The organism is Actinokineospora spheciospongiae, from assembly GCF_000564855.1.
Classification (GTDB): Bacteria; Actinomycetota; Actinomycetes; order Mycobacteriales; family Pseudonocardiaceae; genus Actinokineospora; species Actinokineospora spheciospongiae.
This window is the reverse complement of record NZ_AYXG01000139.1, coordinates 72,696-87,236: the sequence shown is the minus strand read 5'-3', so window position 1 is coordinate 87,236 and position 14,541 is coordinate 72,696. Positions and strand designations below refer to the sequence as shown.

Below are 14,541 nucleotides of genomic sequence, written 5' to 3'. Positions count from 1 at the left end.
ACAGCGGATCTGGTGGTGCACCGGAGAGTTGAGAGGTCACCGCAGGACACACACGTGGGGGATGAGTGCTGCACCAGGGGGAAGACATCGAGCGCGGGGCCTCCGGGTCCACCGCGGGCCAGGACGGGGTGGAGGAGGCACTGGCGAAGGCGGCCGCCCTGATCACCTTCGCCGCGCGCAACCACCAGTACCACCGCGACGGAGCCGAGCGGTTGCCCACGCCGCACGCCCGCAGGCACGCCGCACGCCTGCTGGTCTCCACCACGACGACATCGTTGCGGTGCACCGCCCCGCCACCGGGTGCGGAGTTCGCCGAACTCGTCGACCTCGTGGCCGCGCTGCCCGGGCGCGGGGTCCGGGTCGAGCTGCTGTGCACGGTGAAGCACTTGGCCGAGCCCGTCCGGGGCACCCTTTTGTCCACAATGGACAATGGAGTCGCGGTGCGGGTGCGGGCCTCGGCGCGACCGAGCCCGCACCTGCTCATCGCGGACGGGGCGGATGCGGTGCTCGCGTCCGGCACGGAGGCGGTGCTGGTGCGCGCTCCCGCCGTGCTGGCGGGGCTGAGCGCCTTCTTCGCCAGCACCTGGGCCGAGGCGACCGACCTCGGCGAGCACGCGCGGCTGAGCGACCGCAGCCTGGGCGCGCTCGGCGCACGGGTGCTGTGCGCTCTCGTCGCCGGTCACACCGACGACGCCGCGGCCCGCGAGCTGAGCATGTCGGTGCGCACCTACCGCAGGCACGTCGCGGACATCATGCGCGAGCTGGACGTGACCTCCCGGTTCGCCGCCGGGGCCCGCGCCGCGGCGCTCGGCCTGTTCCCGACCGAGCGCTGCGCGCCCTGACCGGGCGCGGGGGCGCGGGCACTCCCGGCGGTGGTGCTCGCGCTCAGGCATCCCGCGCTCGGAACGAGACGGCGGCCACAGCGACGGCCAGCACCACCCACGCGACCACGAAACCCGTTCCGACCAGAGCGCTCAGCGAGCCGAAGCGCCCCGCTCCACTGTGGAACCACATGCCGTACCCGGCGGTGTCGGGCAGGTACGCCGCGAACGCCGTCCGGTCGCGCAGCAGCGGTCCGGCGATGAAGTAGTACACGAGCAGCCCGGCCACCGCGGGGATCGTGCGGCGGATGACCGTGGCCACCGACGACGACAGCACAGCGGTCAGCGCCAGGTAGGCGGCGGCGCCACCCACACCGACCGCGAAGTCGCCGAACGGCGGCACCACCGCCGCATCACCCAGCACCAGATCGGCCACCACCAGGCCACCGAGGACCACCACCAGGGCGGTGGGTACCGCGATCAGCACCAGCGCCACCACCTTGGACAGGTGCAGGAGCACGCGGCGGGGCACGACGGTGAGGGAGGTCTGGACCTGACCGCCGGTGTACTCCGACGTCGCCGCCAGCACCCCGAGGATGATGAACCCGGCCTGGGTGTAGCCGATCGGGGCCAGTCCGATGTCGAGCGCCGAGGCGGTGCCCGTGCTGCCCTGCCTCCCCGCCGTGGCGAAGGCAACCGCGAGGACCGCCGAGACGAGCAGCGAGCCCGCGGCGGTGAGCAGGGTGGCGGGCAGGCTGAGCAGCTTGAGCACCTCGGCGCGGCTGGACCGGGTGAACTCGCTCCCGCGGGCCCGGGTGGGTGCGACCGTCGTCATCACGCGTCCCTCCTCGTGAAGGCGGTGAACCCGCAGGCGAGCAGCAGGACGACCCACACCGCCATCACCACACCGCCGGTGAGCGGGGACAACTCCACCGGCACCCTGACCTCGGTGAGGAACATGCGCATGCCTGCCAGATCGGGGAAGTAGACCGCGAGCGGGGTGACCTTGGAGAGCAGGAACGTGACCGTGACGACGGAGGTGTTGAGGACCAGCACCGCCAGCGGGACGACTCCGTTGCGGGTCAGCAGCGTGATGCCGAAGGCGAGCAACGCGGTCAGCACCCAGTAGAGGACGACGCCGGGCACCCGGGTCGCGGCGGCCCCGTCGAGCGCGTGCGCGTGGTCGCCGACCACCGCCTGCACGCAGGAGAGGGTGATCCCGGTGGCGATGGCCGACATCAGCACGACCGCGGTGGTCAGCGCGGCGACCTTGGCCAGGAGGAACCGCGTCCGGGACGGTACCGCGGTGAGGCTGGTGGTGATCTGCCGTCCGGAGCCCGCGCTCTCCCCCTCGGTGAAGTACTCGCTGCTGGCCGCGACCACGCCGAGGACGATGGCGCCCGCGACCCCGAACGCGAGTTCCTGGTAGCCGAGGTCGGGTCCGGCCTCGGGCTTGGACCCGTTCGCGATCGCCGAGCTCGTCGAAACCGCGGACAGGACACCGACGACCGCGGGCACGGCGATGCCGATGGCGAACGCGGCCCAGACCGACGGCAGCGAGGTCAGCTTGCGCAGCTCTCCCGAGTAGGCGCTCACCGCGCGTCCCCCCGCGCCCCGGTGGTGAGCGCGAAGAACGCGTCCTCGAGGGTGCGGTGCGCGCCGGTGACCTCGGCCAGGGTGCCCTGCTCGACGACCCGCCCGCCATTGATGATCACGACGTCGTCGACCACCTCGGCCAGTTCGCCCATGAGGTGGCTCGACAGCAGGACCGTGTGCCCGGCCTCGGCGCGCTCGCGCAGGAACCGGCGCATCCAGCGGATGCCCTCGGGGTCCAAGCCGTTGACCGGCTCGTCGAGCACCAGCGCGGCGGGATCGCCGAGCAGCGCGGCGGCCAGGCCCAGCCGCCTGCCCATGCCCAGCGAGTAGCTGCCCACGCGCTTGCGGGCGGCACCGGTCAGGTCGACCTCGGCGAGCACCTCGTCCACCCGCCGCCGTGGGATGCCCGCCGCGGCGGCCACCCAGCTCAGGTGCGCCCGCCCGGTGCGCGCGCGGTGGGCGCCGGACCCGTCGAGCACGGCGCCGACCGTGCGCAGCGGGTCGGGCAGCCGCTCGAACGGGACCCCGTCGACCAGGGCGGTGCCGGAGGTCGGGCGGTCGAGGCCGAGCAGGATTCGCAGCGTCGAGGACTTCCCGGCGCCGTTGGGGCCGAGGAAGCCGGTGACGCGGCCGGGCCGGGCTTGGAAGGTGACGTCGGAGAGGATCAGCGCCGACCCCCGCCGCTTCGTGAGCCTGTCGATCGTCAACATGTGGCGTTCACCCCGTCGGAGCACTGGTTTGTCGAGGTCCAGTCAACCGGTGGGCCGGGGCGGGCACATCGGCCCCGGGCCTGATCTTCGTCGAGCCCGCGCATCAGACCTGGGTCTGACGCGGCTGTTCACGCGATGAGCTGGTGGGTGGCGAGCTCGCGGTAGAGCCCGCTGCGGGTGAGCAGGCCCTCGTGGGTGCCCCGGGCGACGATCCGGCCGCCGTCGAAGACCAGGATGAGGTCGGAGTCGACGACGGTGGACAGCCGGTGCGCGACGACGAGCAGCGTGCACCCCGCCGAGGCGCGCTGGACCGCCTGCCTGGCCAGCATCTCGTTGTGCCCGTCCAAGTTGGACGTCGACTCGTCGAGCAGCAGCACCTCGGGTCGGGACAGCAGTGCGCGCGCGATGGCGAGCCGCTGGCGCTCCCCGCCCGAGAGGGCGACGCCGGATTCCCCGACTTCGCTGTCCAGACCCCGGCTGGAGCGCTGGACCAGGCCGGTGAGGTTGACCGCGGACAGCGCCTCCCAGCACTCGACGTCGGTGGCCCCGGGCGCGGTGAGGGTCAGGTTCTCCCGCAGGGTTCCCGCGAGGGCGGGCGCGTCCTGCTCGACGTAGGCCACACCCGCGCGCAGCTGCGCGGCGGTCAACGTGGCCGCGTCCACACCGCCGACGGTGATGGTCCCCGACTCCGGCGGGTAGAAGCCGACGACGAGGTTGAGCGCGGTGCTCTTGCCCGCTCCGGACGGACCCACGAGCGCGACGCGCGCCCCCCGTTCGATGTCGAAGGACACGCCGTCCAGGGCCGGGTCGCCACCTCCACCCGTGTCGTAGCCGAAGCGGACGTCGTGGAAGGACAGCGCGTGCCGCGCGCCACCGCCGTCGGCGGGCGCGGTGGGGACGACCGCCGCCCGCCGCCGCACCTCGTCCTCGGACGGCAGGTCGCGGATCTCCTGGATGCGGTCGAGGGCACCCAGCGACGAGCCCAGGGTGCCGACGGCGGCGAAGATCTGGCCCAGCGGTGCGACGAGCAGGAAGACGAACATCAGGAACGACACCAGGTCGGGCATCGCCAGTTGCCCGGCGGCCACCCGGTAGCCGCCGACCCCGAGCACGATGATCAGCATGGCCTGCGTGGTCAGCACCGACATCGGCTCGATGACCGAGGACGCCCGCGCCAGCCGGAGCCCCGCGTGCCAGGACGCGGTCGCGTGCCGCTGGAGCAGTTCCTCCTGGCGGTCGGTCGAGTTCCCCGCCCGGATGGTCCGGATTCCCCGCACGGCCCGGTCGACCGCGGCGGTGAGCACCCCCACCTGGGCCTGGACCTCCTGGCTGGCGCGCCGCACGCCCTTGGCCAGAACCGCGGTGATCGCCGCGAACACCAGCGCGACCAGCACGGTGAGACCGAACAGCAGCGCGTCGATGTAGACCAGCGCTCCCAGCGCGCCGATCACCGTGACCGTACCGCCGACTCCCGCCAGCACCCCGCGGGCCAGCGCGAGGCGCAGGACTGTGGTGTCGCTGCTGACCCGGGAAACCAGGTCGCCGGAGCGCCTCCGGTCGAACTCGGCGATCGGCAGCCGCAGCAGCGCCGACACCAGCGATCGCCGGGCGGAGAGCACGACCCCCTCTCCCATTCGCTGCAACAGGTACTGCTGCACCGACATGATCACCCCGACCGCGAGGAACAGCGCGCAGGCGCCCACCGCGAGCGCGGCACCGGGGTCGCCGTGCTGGACCGCGGTGATGATGGCGTTCACCACCACCGGTTGCGCGAGGGCCGCGACCGCGCCGAGCACGCTGAGCCCGGCCGCGGGGAGCAGTGTCCCGCGCTGCTGCCGCACCAACCCCCACAACACCTTCGCCGGGCGTGGACGTGTGATCGCACCCATGGCACCAAACCCCCGTTTTCATTGGTCGCCCGGCCGGACAATCTGCGGCCGCGGTGGTCACCATACAGATTTCTTGCCGATTCCGTCGAGTGCGTGCTACGTTGATTTCGGGGAGACGGCATGGGGCTGCCGAGCGGGGGAGAGCGTGATTTTCGCCGCTCAGGATGACCTTTTTGTCTTCCTTTCCACCAACACGCTGGAACACACTGGGAGGTACATCGTGCTGTCCGTCTACATCGCACCGGTCTTCGAGAAGATCGGCGGCTTCCGCGAGGTCACCAACGGCTACCCGTTCTGGGACAACCGCGACATCTTCGGTGGCTACACCTTCATCGGCTGAGCACCCGCCGGTGGGGCGGGGTCCGGAACCCGCCCCACCGGCACCACCGCCGCACACCGCGGCAAAAGCGGGTCTGACCAGGCAACCAAGATCGCGGAGGCAGTCGTGCCCTTCGTCGTGCTCCCGGACGACCCACTCTCCGCCGCCGCCGGGGAGCGGGCAGGCGACATCGTCGGCGACCAGGTCCTGCGGTACCCGTCCGGGCGCCCGTGGATCATCTCGACACCGGACGCGCAGTGGCACGAGATCGCGTCCCCGCCCGGTGCCCGAATTGTTTCCACCACCCCCCCGGCGACCGCGCTCGACATCGACCGGTTGACCGGGAATCCCATTGATCACCACTCGTGGAATTCCGTCGCCGGACATATTTCTGCCCACGCCCATTTTATCGGCCAAGGGCCGGGCGGCACCCGTTTCCAGGGAAACCTGTCAGGTTCCTGTCGATTCTTCTGGGCGCTGGACAACAACCTGCCACTCGTGTCGGACTCACCCGCCGTGCTGCGCGCCATGACCGGTGCCGCGCCCGACCTGACCTCGGTGGCGCTGTCGCTGGCGAAGGCGATGCCGATCCAGCCGTTCGCGCACCGCACAATGTGGTCGGGGATCACCGCGGTGGGGATCGGGCGGTGGCTGCGGCTGCCACCCGGCGGGGTCCCGAGCACGCACCGCTGGTGGTCACCCACCGGTGGGCCCGCGCTCCCGGTCGCGGAAGCCGCGGCCGGTGTGCGCGACGCGCTGCGGGACGTCCTGCGCGCGCAGTCGCGGTCGGCGGGCCTGGTGACCGCGGACCTGTCGGGAGGCCTGGACTCGACGAGCATCTGCTATGCGCTCGACGACCTCGGCAGGCGGTTCCGCGCCTTCCGCACCTCCTCGACGAGCCCGTGGAACGACGAGACCGGGCGGGCCAGGGCAGCCGCCGCCGATCTGGGGGTCGAACTGGTCGAGTTCCCACCGCTGTCGGAGACCAGCACGGCGTTCACGCTGGACGCCCGCGCCGACCCGGTGGAGCTGGCCGAGGGCCCGGTGGTGTGGTCGGCTTCCCGCGGTTACCTGGACGTGCTGGCCCCGGCGGTGGCCGCGACGGGGTCGCGGGTGCACTTCACCGGTCTCGGCGGTGACGAACTCTTCGACGTCGTGCCCGGTGTGTACCGATCGGTGTGGGCTGAGCGCGGACTGGGCGCGCTCGGGGTCCTGCGCAGGCACCAGCTGTCCGGCAAGTTCCCGTTGCGCCCGTTCGCCTCCGGGGTCGCCGACCGGCGTTCCTACGCCGCGCACCTGCGGTCGGTGGTGGCCGCGGTGGCCGCGGGCCGAGCCGCGCGGCGGGCGGACTCCTACTCGTGGTTCCCGCCGCCGGTGCTGCCCGGCTGGCTGACCGCCGAGGGGCGCGCGCTGGTGGTGGGCGCGCTCGAGGAGGCGGCGGCCGGGGACCCCGAGCCGCTCGGCGCGGACCCGACCGCGCACCAGGTGGTCGAGTCGATCAGCTACCAGGGGCAGATCCTGCGGCAGTTCGGCGTGGTGTTCGCGGGCACCGGCATCACCTGGCAGGCCCCGTTCACCGACCGCCGGGTGGTCGAAGCGGCGCTGCGGGCGCCGGTGTCGGCGCGCTTGGACGCCCGGGAGGACAAGCGGCTGCTGGCCGAGGCGGTGGCCCCGTTCATGCCGCGCGCGTTGTTCGCCAAGCGGGACCGCGGTGATTTCACCGCCGACATCTACGCCGAGCACCGCAGGCGCAGGCACGACCTGGTGGCGGGCTTCGCCACGGCCCGCCTCGCAGACCTCGGGCTGGTCGACCCGCACCGCCTGCTGCCGCACCTGGACTCCCCCGCGCTGGCGGACGTGGGTCTGCTGGAGCTGGAGAGGGTCGTCGGCGCCGAGCGGTGGCTGCGGGCCATCGACAACGAGACGAGGAGCACCGGATGACACTGCGCCTGCGCCCCGGCGTGACCATCCACGAGTCCGGCGACCAAGCGATCCTGCTCGGCACCGGCCGCGACGCCGCCTACTGGCGCCTCAACGGGACCGCCAAGCAGATGGTCACCCTCCTGCTCGACGGCCGCGACGTCGAGGCCGTCGTCACGGCCACCACCGCGCTGGTGGCGGCCGACGCCGCCGTGGTCCGCCGCGACGTGGAGAACCTGGTGACGGCACTGGTGGACGCGAAGCTCGCGGAGGACGTCGGATGACCGGCATCCGGGCCCGGCTCGCCGTGGGCGTCGCCCGGGTGCTGATCACGCTCCCGCCCCGGCGGCTGGCGCGGGCGGTGGCGTTCCTGCACCGCGGTGCGCGCCCGGCGTCCGCGGAACTCACCCAGCGGGCGCGGGACACCGTCTGCGCGACGAGCGCGCGGTGCACCGGCCAGGGCTGCCTGCCGCGCTCGGTGGCCGTGGTCGTGTACTGTCGCCTGCACGGGCGCGCACCGGACTGGTGCACCGGTTTCGCACTGGACCCGTTCACCGCGCACGCCTGGGTGGAGGTGGACGGCGCGCCGGTCGGCGAACCGCCCAAGGTCGCCGAGTACATCATCAGCCAGGCTGTCCGACTGCGGTCGCCTGCCGCTGCCTGAGGCAGCGGACGAGGCCGGGGCCGGTGCGATCATCCCGCACCGCCCCCGGCCCGTCAGGACAACGGGCGGGGTGTGCCCCCAGGCCCGTGCACGGCGTGAGTGCGGGTTCGGCCAGGTCCTCGTACCCGAGCCGACTCAACCGGTTGTGCTGGTGCGCAGCGGCGCCGGACACACCGTCGACCACGCGGCGACCAGTTCCCCGGGTACCGAGCGGGCACGGACGACGATGGGGGACCGCGTGGCTCAGCGGTGCCGGGAAGCACCACGGCGGGGGCGAGAACGTCCTCAGCGACCGCTTCCCCCACGGCGAGGGCTGCTCCCGACGTGGCAGACGGGCAGGTGCGCCGGGCGAACCGGAGTTCGGGGGTGGACGAACCGACGGTGTCGCCCGGTGCCGCGTGAGGTCGGCCACCTCGTGGGCTCACCCCGCTTCCGCGCGGTGCGGACCGGCGCACGCGCGACCCTCGTGGCCGGGTGGTGGTGGGGGACGATGATGGGTGGGAGTGCGGGCGGGCGGCCCGGCGGGAGTGGAGGCGTCATGGCGACCCCGATCGGCGCCAAGCGGGTCGTGAGCCGGGAGCAGGTCGTGCGGGGCGCGTCCCGGTTCTTCCTGGAGCACGGCACGGTGGACATGGACCGGTTGGCGACGGCCCTGGCCATCAGCCGGGCGACCCTCTACCGGGTGGTGCGCAGCCGGGACGGTCTGCTCGGTGACGTGCTGTGGCTGCTGGCCGAGCGGCTCCTGGTGCGGGCGCGGCAGCAGCGCAGGCGCGGCGGGGACGACGGTGTCCTGGAGGTGACCCAGCGGTTCACCGACCAGATCCGCGGGTCGGCGCCGTTCCGGGCGTTCCTGCGCGGTGAGCCGGAGACGGCCGCGCGGGTGCTGCTCAACGCCACCGGCGGGGTGCACCGGCGGGCGGTGTCGGCGCAGCGGGAGATCCTGCGGGAGGTGCACGGCCCCGGTGGGCCGTGGTCGCCGTCGGCGCTGGACCAGCTCGCCTACCTGTACGTGCGCATCGTCGAGTCGATGATCTACGCCGAGCTGCTGGGCGGTGCCCCGCTCGACCCCGCCCTGGCCGAGCGGGCCGCCAGGGCGGTGCTGCGGCCCTCCGGGTGAGGTGCCCCGCGCCCGTGCGACGGCGGTCTCACGATTTCCGCCCGTCCTGGTGCGGGGTGTGCGGGTCCGGTTACGTTCCGTGTGCCCCCACCCCCCATCGTCGCGGGAGCCGGTATGCCGATTTCCCCCTGGCGCCGCGTCGGCCTGGTCACGGCCGCGCTCGCCCTGCTCGCCCCGAACGCCGTCCCGGCGTCGGCCACCGCCGCGGCGGACCCCGTCCCCCGGGTCGTCGGCCCGCTGCCGGGGACCGCGCCCGGTGATCGGCTGGCCGAGCGGATCGAGGACACCCACCCCTTCTTCTCCACCCCCGTCGACCTGGCCGCGAGCGGCTACGTCGAGCAGGAGTTCCACCTCTCCGGGCTGGCCGACGGCTGGTCCGCCGCGGGTGCGCGGGTGGCCGACGACGTCCCGTACACGACCAGGGTCGTGGTGCGGCGGCCCGCGCGGGCCCGCGACTTCTCCGGGACGACCCTGGTGGAGTGGCAGAACGTCACCGCCGGGTACGACCTGGACGCGCTGTGGAACGCCGACTCGGTGGTGCGCGCGGGCCACGCGTGGGTCGGGGTGTCGGCCCAGCGGGTCGGGGCGGAGCAGCTACGCGGGTGGAGCCCCGCCCGCTACGGAAACCTCGACGTGACCGGCGGCGGCCGCTTCCCCGCCGACGAGCTGTCCTACGACATCTTCACCCAGGCCGGCCGTGCCGTGGACCTGGGCACGGTCATGGGCGGGCTGCGGACCAGGACCCTGCTGGCGATCGAGGCCTCCCAGTCCTCGGCCCGGATGGCGATCCTCTACGACCGGGTGCTGCCGCAGACGAGCCCGGTGTTCGACGGCTACGCCTTCGTCGTCGGCGCGGCGCCGACGCGGGCGGGCGCGGAGCCGGTCTTCCAGGTCCAGTCCGAGACCGACGTGCGCAGCGCGCAGCGGCCCGCGGACACCGACCGGTTCCGCCGCTGGGAGGTCGCGGGCGCGGCGCACTCCGGGTACGAGGGGCAGGCCTACCGGGCCCCCATCTCCGAGCGCGACCTGGGCGGGGCGCCGGAGTACGCCTGCGACCGGCCGCCGTTCAGCCGGGTGCCGATGCACCACGTGACCGCGGCGGCCTACGAGCACCTGCGCGCGTGGGTGCAGCGGGGCACTCCGCCGCCGACGGCCCGGCCGCTGGAGTTCGAGGCCGACGGGGTCACCAAGAAGCGCGACGCGCTGGGGCTCGCGCTGGGCGGCATCCGCCTCTCGCAGGTGGTCGCGCCGATCGCGCTGAACACCGGTGACAACACCGGCGAGGCGTTCTGCCGCCTGTTCGGCACCCACGAGCCCTTCGACGGGCCGACGCTGTCCCGGCTCTACCCGAACCCCGCGAGCTACCTGGGCCCGGTCGTCAGCACCGACGCCGCCAACGTCCACGCGGGTCACCTGCTGCCCGCCGACGCGCGGGAGAACCTGCGGGACGCCGTCGCGAGCGGCATCGGGCGGCCCGCCCACCACGGAGGAGGATCATGAACGCCCTGACGTCGACCCGGTGGCGCCGATCGGGGGTGCTCGCGGGGCTGCTGGCGCTCGTCGCGACCTCAGCGGTGTCGGTGGCGCCTGCGCGGGCCGCGGTGGAGGCGGTGCGGGCCGGGTTCACCCCGGTCGTGTTCGTCCACGGCCAGCAGGGCTCGGCGCAGCAGTGGGAGTCCAACGCCATGCGGTTCTCGGTCAACGGCTACGCCGACGGCCTGCTGCACGCCTACGAGTACGACACCAGCACCGCGAGCAACGACCAGGCCGTCGCGGGCCTCGACGGGTTCATCGCGGGCGTCCGCGCCCGCACCGGTTCGCCTCGGGTGGACGTCATCGCGCACTCCCGGGGCACGTCGGTCGCGCAGACCTACCTCGCCACCCCCGAGCGGGCGGCCTCGGTGCGCAGGTACGTCAACGTCGACGGGCGCTCCAGCGCCACCCTGCCCGGCGGCGTCCCCACGCTCGCGCTCTGGGGCAGCCTGCAACCCGACGGCTCGATCGGCGGCGCGACCAACGTGCACCTGCCCACCCTGGGGCACACCGAGACCACCACCTCCGCCGAGGGCTTCGCCCACATCCACCGGTTCCTGCGCGACCGCCCGGCCCGCACCACCGCGGTGCTGCCCGAACCGCCCGACCGGGTCGTGATCGCGGGGCGGGCGCTGTACTACCCGCAGAACCAGGGCGTCGAGGGCGTGCTGCGGGTCTGGGAGGTCGACGACCGCACCGGCGCCCGCCGGGGCGGGGCCGCGCACACGGTCACGACCGGCCCGGACGGCTCCTTCGGCCCGCTGGAGGTCAACGGCCGCAAGCACTACGAGGTGGAGGTGGTGCGCGAGGGCCAGCAGACCCACCACTACTACTTCGAGCCCTTCGAGCGCTCCAACCGCTTCGTGCGGTTGCAGATCTCCCGCCCCGGCGGCATCACCGACCACGTCGACAGGTGCCCCGGCCACTCCGCCTTCACCGTGATCCGCAACCGCGAGTGGTGGGCCGACCAGCAGGCGGCGGGCGACAACGACCGCCTGCGGTTCGACGGCGTGGACGTCCTGGCCCCCACCACCGCCCCCCGGCTGCGCCAGATCCTCGCGGCCTTCGTCTTCGACGACGGCTGCGACGGCGCGTCCGCGCCGGGGGTGGCGCTGCCCCCGTTCAGCACGCTGCCCTTCGTGACCGGGACCGACCGGTACGTGCCCGCCCAGCCGGACGCGGGCCGCACCGTCCGGGTCACCCAGGCGGTGCGCGGCAGCGGCGGCGCGACCCGCACCGTGGCCACGCGGAACTGGCCGTCGGACCGGCACTCGATCACGGTGCAGTTCAAGGACTACGTCGGCATCGGTTCCTGAGCACCGCCGGAGGCGGGTGGCGGCGCTCCGGGGTCACCAGAAGCGCTGGACGCGGCGGGCGGCCTCGGCGATCTCCCCGCCGTCGATCGGGTGGCGGTGCGGGGCGATGCCCGCGGCGGGCCACTCGACGACGAGGTCGAACGGGGTCGGGGGCGGGTTCGGGGAGAGCCAGAAGCGCAGGGTGAGTTCCAGCAGGTCCGGTGTGGACGTTCCGGCGCTGCCGCGCAGCAGGGGCGGGGTGCCGGGGTCGGCGCCCGCGTGGGCGACGCGGACCCGGACCGCCGCGGGGTCGGTGCGGCCCGGCACGGGGGCGAAGAGGGCACCGGCCTGGGCGTCGGTGCGGCCGAACCAGGTCTCGTACGGCCGGTCGCCCCGGCGGGCCGCGGCGACCAGTTCGAGGACGCAGCCTTCCTCGTGGACGCGCAAGCAGGTCAGGGCGATGACCGCGTCCCGCGTGCGGGTCAGGATCTCCTGCTTGGGGATCAGCACCCCGAGCACCCCGGGGGGCGGGGCGTCGCCGACCGGGGGTGTGCCGCCGGGACCCATCACGCGCACCTGTTTCCGTCGTCGGGTGGAGTCCTCGTCACGGTACACGTGTGGACCCCCCGTCATCGGGGGGTCCACACGCGACTGTCAGCGGGAGGTGGTGCTTCCCGCTGTCACGGCGTCCAGTTCGGGCCGGTGATGCCGATCCACATCACCGGGCAGCTGAGGGGGACGAATTCGTTGGGCGCGAACAGCTCCTGCGGGTAGTTCGGGTTCAGGTTGCACGTGACGTAGCCCCAGTACCCGCCGGACGCGAGCCCGGTCGCCCAGAGGTCGTCGACGCGGAGGGAGCCGCGGTAGCCGCCGTAGCAGACGACGGCGCCCGGGCCGAGCACCAGGCGGATCTGCGGGGTCGGGTCGGTGTCGCTGCACGCGCGGGCGTCGACCTGGACGCTCGGCAGTTCCGGCGCCGCCGCGGCCGACCCGGCGCCCGCCGCGACGAGCGGGAGCGCCAGTACCAGTGCGGCCAGCACGTTCCGACAGGCATTCTTCAAGGAGTTGCGCATGGTCATGATCCCCAGTCGGTGTATCGGTTGATTCCTTGCCAAACCAGTACAGCAGTCGCCACTTTCCCACGACACCGCCGTTCGGGGGTGTGCGTCCTCACTCGTCGACCACGGTGGACTGTCCATAGTGGTCAGTGGTGGCGCGGCGGGTCGCATAGGGGTCGAGCACGTCCTCGGGGAGGTGTTCGATGGCGACCTTGGTGCCGAGCCCGAGTTCCTCGGCCGCGGCCAGCAGCACGTCGAGCGCGACGTGGTCCTCCAGGGCGAACCCGGTGGAGTCGAACACGGTCAGCCCGTGCCGCCAGCCCTCGGCCGCGGCCGGGTCGGCGCACAGCCGGTCCAGGGTCGTGGCGACCTCGCCGGGGGCCAGGCGCTGCGACTCGCCCTCGGCGTGGGCCTGCTCGGGGTGGTCGACGCAGACGCGGGCCCGGCGTAGCAGCGACAGCGGGAGCTCGGTCTTGCCCGGCTCGTCGGCACCGACGGCGTTGACGTGCAGGTGCTCGCGGTGCGGGCCGTCGGGGAAGACCGGGCCCCGGCCGGGTTCGACCGAGGTGGCAGTGCACAGCACGTCGGCCCCGGCGAGGACCTCGGCGGGCGCGGCGACCCGCACGTCCAGGCCGAGGAAGGCGATGCGCGCCGCCAAGCCCGCCGCGTGCGCCGGGTCGGTGTCGCTGACCAGCACCCGGCGCAGGTCGAGGACCTGGGCCAGGCCGTGCGCCTGGGTGACCGCCTGGGCGCCCGCGCCGACGAGGCCGAGGGTGGTGGCGCCCGGGTGGGCCAGCAGGCTGGTCGCGACCGCGGACGCGGCGCCCGTGCGCAGGGCGGTGAGCAGGACCCCGTCGGCCAGCGCCACCAGGTGGCCGGTGTCGTCGTCGAGGCGGGCGACGGTGCCCAGGATCGTCGGCAGCCCGGCGCGGCGGGCGTTGCGCGGGCTGTAGGCGACCGTCTTGACGGTGACGCCGCGGCCCGGTTGGCGGTGGGGCATCACCTCGATGACACCGGGGACCGCCCCGCCCCGGGTGAAGCCGGTGCGGGGTGGCGAGGGGGCCAGGACGCCCCGGCCGAGGTCGGCCAGCGCGGCGCGCAGCGCGTCGATCACCCGTCGCATCACGGTGTCGCGACCGAGGACGCGCAGGACGCGGCCCACGTCGTCCTGGCCGAGCAGCCACGTTTCCACCACAGACCCCCAAGGCAGGGCGAGAAACCGGCCGGACCGGCCGGTCATCCTTATCCGGAAAGCACGGGGAGAAGGCCGCCGGACCGCGCAAAGGAGACGGGAATCGGAAAGAATCGATTCACCGAACCCGGCCGACCGCAGCCCGGGAATAGCGCGATCACCAACGCGACCGGGTCGCAAACCCGATCTTGACCAGCCCGCCCGGCACACCACCCGCACCCCATCGGGGTACGCCACCGCGATTGCGACCGGCGGGGGGTGAACCGACCCCACCCGACTCGCGGCACGGCGCACGGCGCGGTCCGGCGCTGGTTCCCACAGGCGAACGACGACGCCGACCATGGCAAAAGCGCAGGTCACGGCGGTTGTCGAGACAGCCGGGGACACCGAGCGGCACACCGGGGCAACGGCAGCCACCACGCCCGGC

The 14,541-nt window shown here is 73.6% G+C and carries 15 protein-coding genes; 8 read left to right on the top strand and 7 right to left on the bottom strand.

The genetic code is table 11. The features are described 5' to 3' along the window. Window positions 1-65: 65 nt before the first annotated feature. Window positions 66-842 (top strand): hypothetical protein, encoded by a 777-nt coding sequence (locus tag UO65_RS33435; protein WP_052021342.1) that lies wholly within the window; start codon window positions 66-68, stop codon window positions 840-842. A 43-nt stretch (window positions 843-885) separates the two neighbouring features. Here UO65_RS33435 and UO65_RS18635 read toward each other — a convergent pair whose 3' ends face one another. The 4 genes from UO65_RS18635 to UO65_RS18620 form a co-directional block, all read right to left on the bottom strand. Then, window positions 886-1,656, bottom strand: coding sequence for an ABC transporter permease (locus UO65_RS18635; protein ID WP_035284315.1), 771 nt, complete (start codon window positions 1,654-1,656; stop codon window positions 886-888). Beyond that, window positions 1,656-2,417 (bottom strand): ABC transporter permease, encoded by a 762-nt coding sequence (locus UO65_RS18630; protein WP_035284313.1) that lies wholly within the window; start codon window positions 2,415-2,417, stop codon window positions 1,656-1,658. The genes UO65_RS18635 and UO65_RS18630 overlap by 1 nt, the downstream gene beginning before the upstream one ends. Beyond that, the gene (locus tag UO65_RS18625) at window positions 2,414-3,127 is read right to left on the bottom strand and encodes an ABC transporter ATP-binding protein (protein WP_035284311.1); all 714 of its coding nucleotides are present in this window, start codon (window positions 3,125-3,127) and stop codon (window positions 2,414-2,416) included. The genes UO65_RS18630 and UO65_RS18625 overlap by 4 nt, the downstream gene beginning before the upstream one ends. Before the next feature lie 128 nt (window positions 3,128-3,255). Then, window positions 3,256-4,968, bottom strand: coding sequence for an ABC transporter ATP-binding protein (locus UO65_RS18620; RefSeq protein WP_200873399.1), 1,713 nt, complete (start codon window positions 4,966-4,968; stop codon window positions 3,256-3,258). Between the two features lie 268 nt (window positions 4,969-5,236). Between UO65_RS18620 and UO65_RS37470 the strand changes: the two genes are divergently transcribed. From UO65_RS37470 to UO65_RS18590, 7 genes are all read left to right on the top strand, one after another. After that, window positions 5,237-5,356 carry a lasso RiPP family leader peptide-containing protein gene (locus tag UO65_RS37470; protein WP_200873398.1) on the top strand — a complete coding sequence of 40 codons (120 nt, stop codon included), beginning with the start codon at window positions 5,237-5,239 and terminating at the stop codon, window positions 5,354-5,356. A gap of 105 nt (window positions 5,357-5,461) precedes the next feature. Then, complete coding sequence (locus tag UO65_RS18615) at window positions 5,462-7,276, top strand: asparagine synthase-related protein (RefSeq protein WP_152552150.1); 1,815 nt, start codon at window positions 5,462-5,464, stop codon at window positions 7,274-7,276. Continuing rightward, a complete protein-coding gene (locus UO65_RS18610) occupies window positions 7,273-7,539 on the top strand; it encodes a PqqD family peptide modification chaperone (protein WP_035284307.1) in 267 nt (88 codons plus the stop codon). The genes UO65_RS18615 and UO65_RS18610 overlap by 4 nt, the downstream gene beginning before the upstream one ends. Then, window positions 7,536-7,919 (top strand): lasso peptide biosynthesis B2 protein, encoded by a 384-nt coding sequence (locus UO65_RS18605; RefSeq protein ID WP_052021341.1) that lies wholly within the window; start codon window positions 7,536-7,538, stop codon window positions 7,917-7,919. The genes UO65_RS18610 and UO65_RS18605 overlap by 4 nt, the downstream gene beginning before the upstream one ends. Window positions 7,920-8,457: 538 nt before the next feature. After that, window positions 8,458-9,036 (top strand): QsdR family transcriptional regulator, encoded by a 579-nt coding sequence (locus UO65_RS18600; RefSeq protein ID WP_052021340.1) that lies wholly within the window; start codon window positions 8,458-8,460, stop codon window positions 9,034-9,036. Window positions 9,037-9,150: 114 nt separating this feature from the next. After that, complete coding sequence (locus UO65_RS18595; protein WP_233427729.1) at window positions 9,151-10,536, top strand: alpha/beta hydrolase domain-containing protein; 1,386 nt, start codon at window positions 9,151-9,153, stop codon at window positions 10,534-10,536. Beyond that, a complete protein-coding gene (locus tag UO65_RS18590) occupies window positions 10,533-11,885 on the top strand; it encodes a hypothetical protein (protein WP_052021339.1) in 1,353 nt (450 codons plus the stop codon). Before UO65_RS18595 ends, UO65_RS18590 begins: the two co-directional genes overlap by 4 nt. 33 nt (window positions 11,886-11,918) lie before the next feature. Here UO65_RS18590 and UO65_RS35935 read toward each other — a convergent pair whose 3' ends face one another. The 3 genes from UO65_RS35935 to UO65_RS18575 all read right to left on the bottom strand — a co-directional run bounded on the left by UO65_RS35935 (window position 11,919) and on the right by UO65_RS18575 (window position 14,114). Beyond that, window positions 11,919-12,431: a hypothetical protein gene (locus tag UO65_RS35935; RefSeq protein WP_052021338.1), complete on the bottom strand. Its 513-nt coding sequence runs from the start codon at window positions 12,429-12,431 to the stop codon at window positions 11,919-11,921. Between the two features lie 113 nt (window positions 12,432-12,544). Then, entirely contained in the window at window positions 12,545-12,937 is a 393-nt protein-coding gene (locus tag UO65_RS18580; protein WP_110080965.1) for a hypothetical protein, read from the bottom strand. A gap of 97 nt (window positions 12,938-13,034) precedes the next feature. Beyond that, window positions 13,035-14,114 (bottom strand): ornithine cyclodeaminase family protein, encoded by a 1,080-nt coding sequence (locus tag UO65_RS18575; RefSeq protein ID WP_052021337.1) that lies wholly within the window; start codon window positions 14,112-14,114, stop codon window positions 13,035-13,037. Between the last annotated feature and the right edge of the window lie 427 nt (window positions 14,115-14,541).

What these genes read in the sequence shown, in the direction of transcription:
- UO65_RS18580 (WP_110080965.1), bottom strand. Translation starts at nt 12,937, where the DNA reads ATGCGCAACTCCTTGAAGAATGCCTGTCGGAACGTGCTGGCCGCACTG.
- UO65_RS18610 (WP_035284307.1), top strand. Translation starts at nt 7,273, where the DNA reads ATGACACTGCGCCTGCGCCCCGGCGTGACCATCCACGAGTCCGGCGAC.
- UO65_RS35935 (WP_052021338.1), bottom strand. Translation starts at nt 12,431, where the DNA reads ATGGGTCCCGGCGGCACACCCCCGGTCGGCGACGCCCCGCCCCCCGGG.
- UO65_RS18635 (WP_035284315.1), bottom strand. Translation starts at nt 1,656, where the DNA reads ATGACGACGGTCGCACCCACCCGGGCCCGCGGGAGCGAGTTCACCCGG.
- UO65_RS18590 (WP_052021339.1), top strand. Translation starts at nt 10,533, where the DNA reads ATGAACGCCCTGACGTCGACCCGGTGGCGCCGATCGGGGGTGCTCGCG.
- UO65_RS18625 (WP_035284311.1), bottom strand. Translation starts at nt 3,127, where the DNA reads ATGTTGACGATCGACAGGCTCACGAAGCGGCGGGGGTCGGCGCTGATC.
- UO65_RS18600 (WP_052021340.1), top strand. Translation starts at nt 8,458, where the DNA reads ATGGCGACCCCGATCGGCGCCAAGCGGGTCGTGAGCCGGGAGCAGGTC.
- UO65_RS18595 (WP_233427729.1), top strand. Translation starts at nt 9,151, where the DNA reads ATGCCGATTTCCCCCTGGCGCCGCGTCGGCCTGGTCACGGCCGCGCTC.
- UO65_RS18605 (WP_052021341.1), top strand. Translation starts at nt 7,536, where the DNA reads ATGACCGGCATCCGGGCCCGGCTCGCCGTGGGCGTCGCCCGGGTGCTG.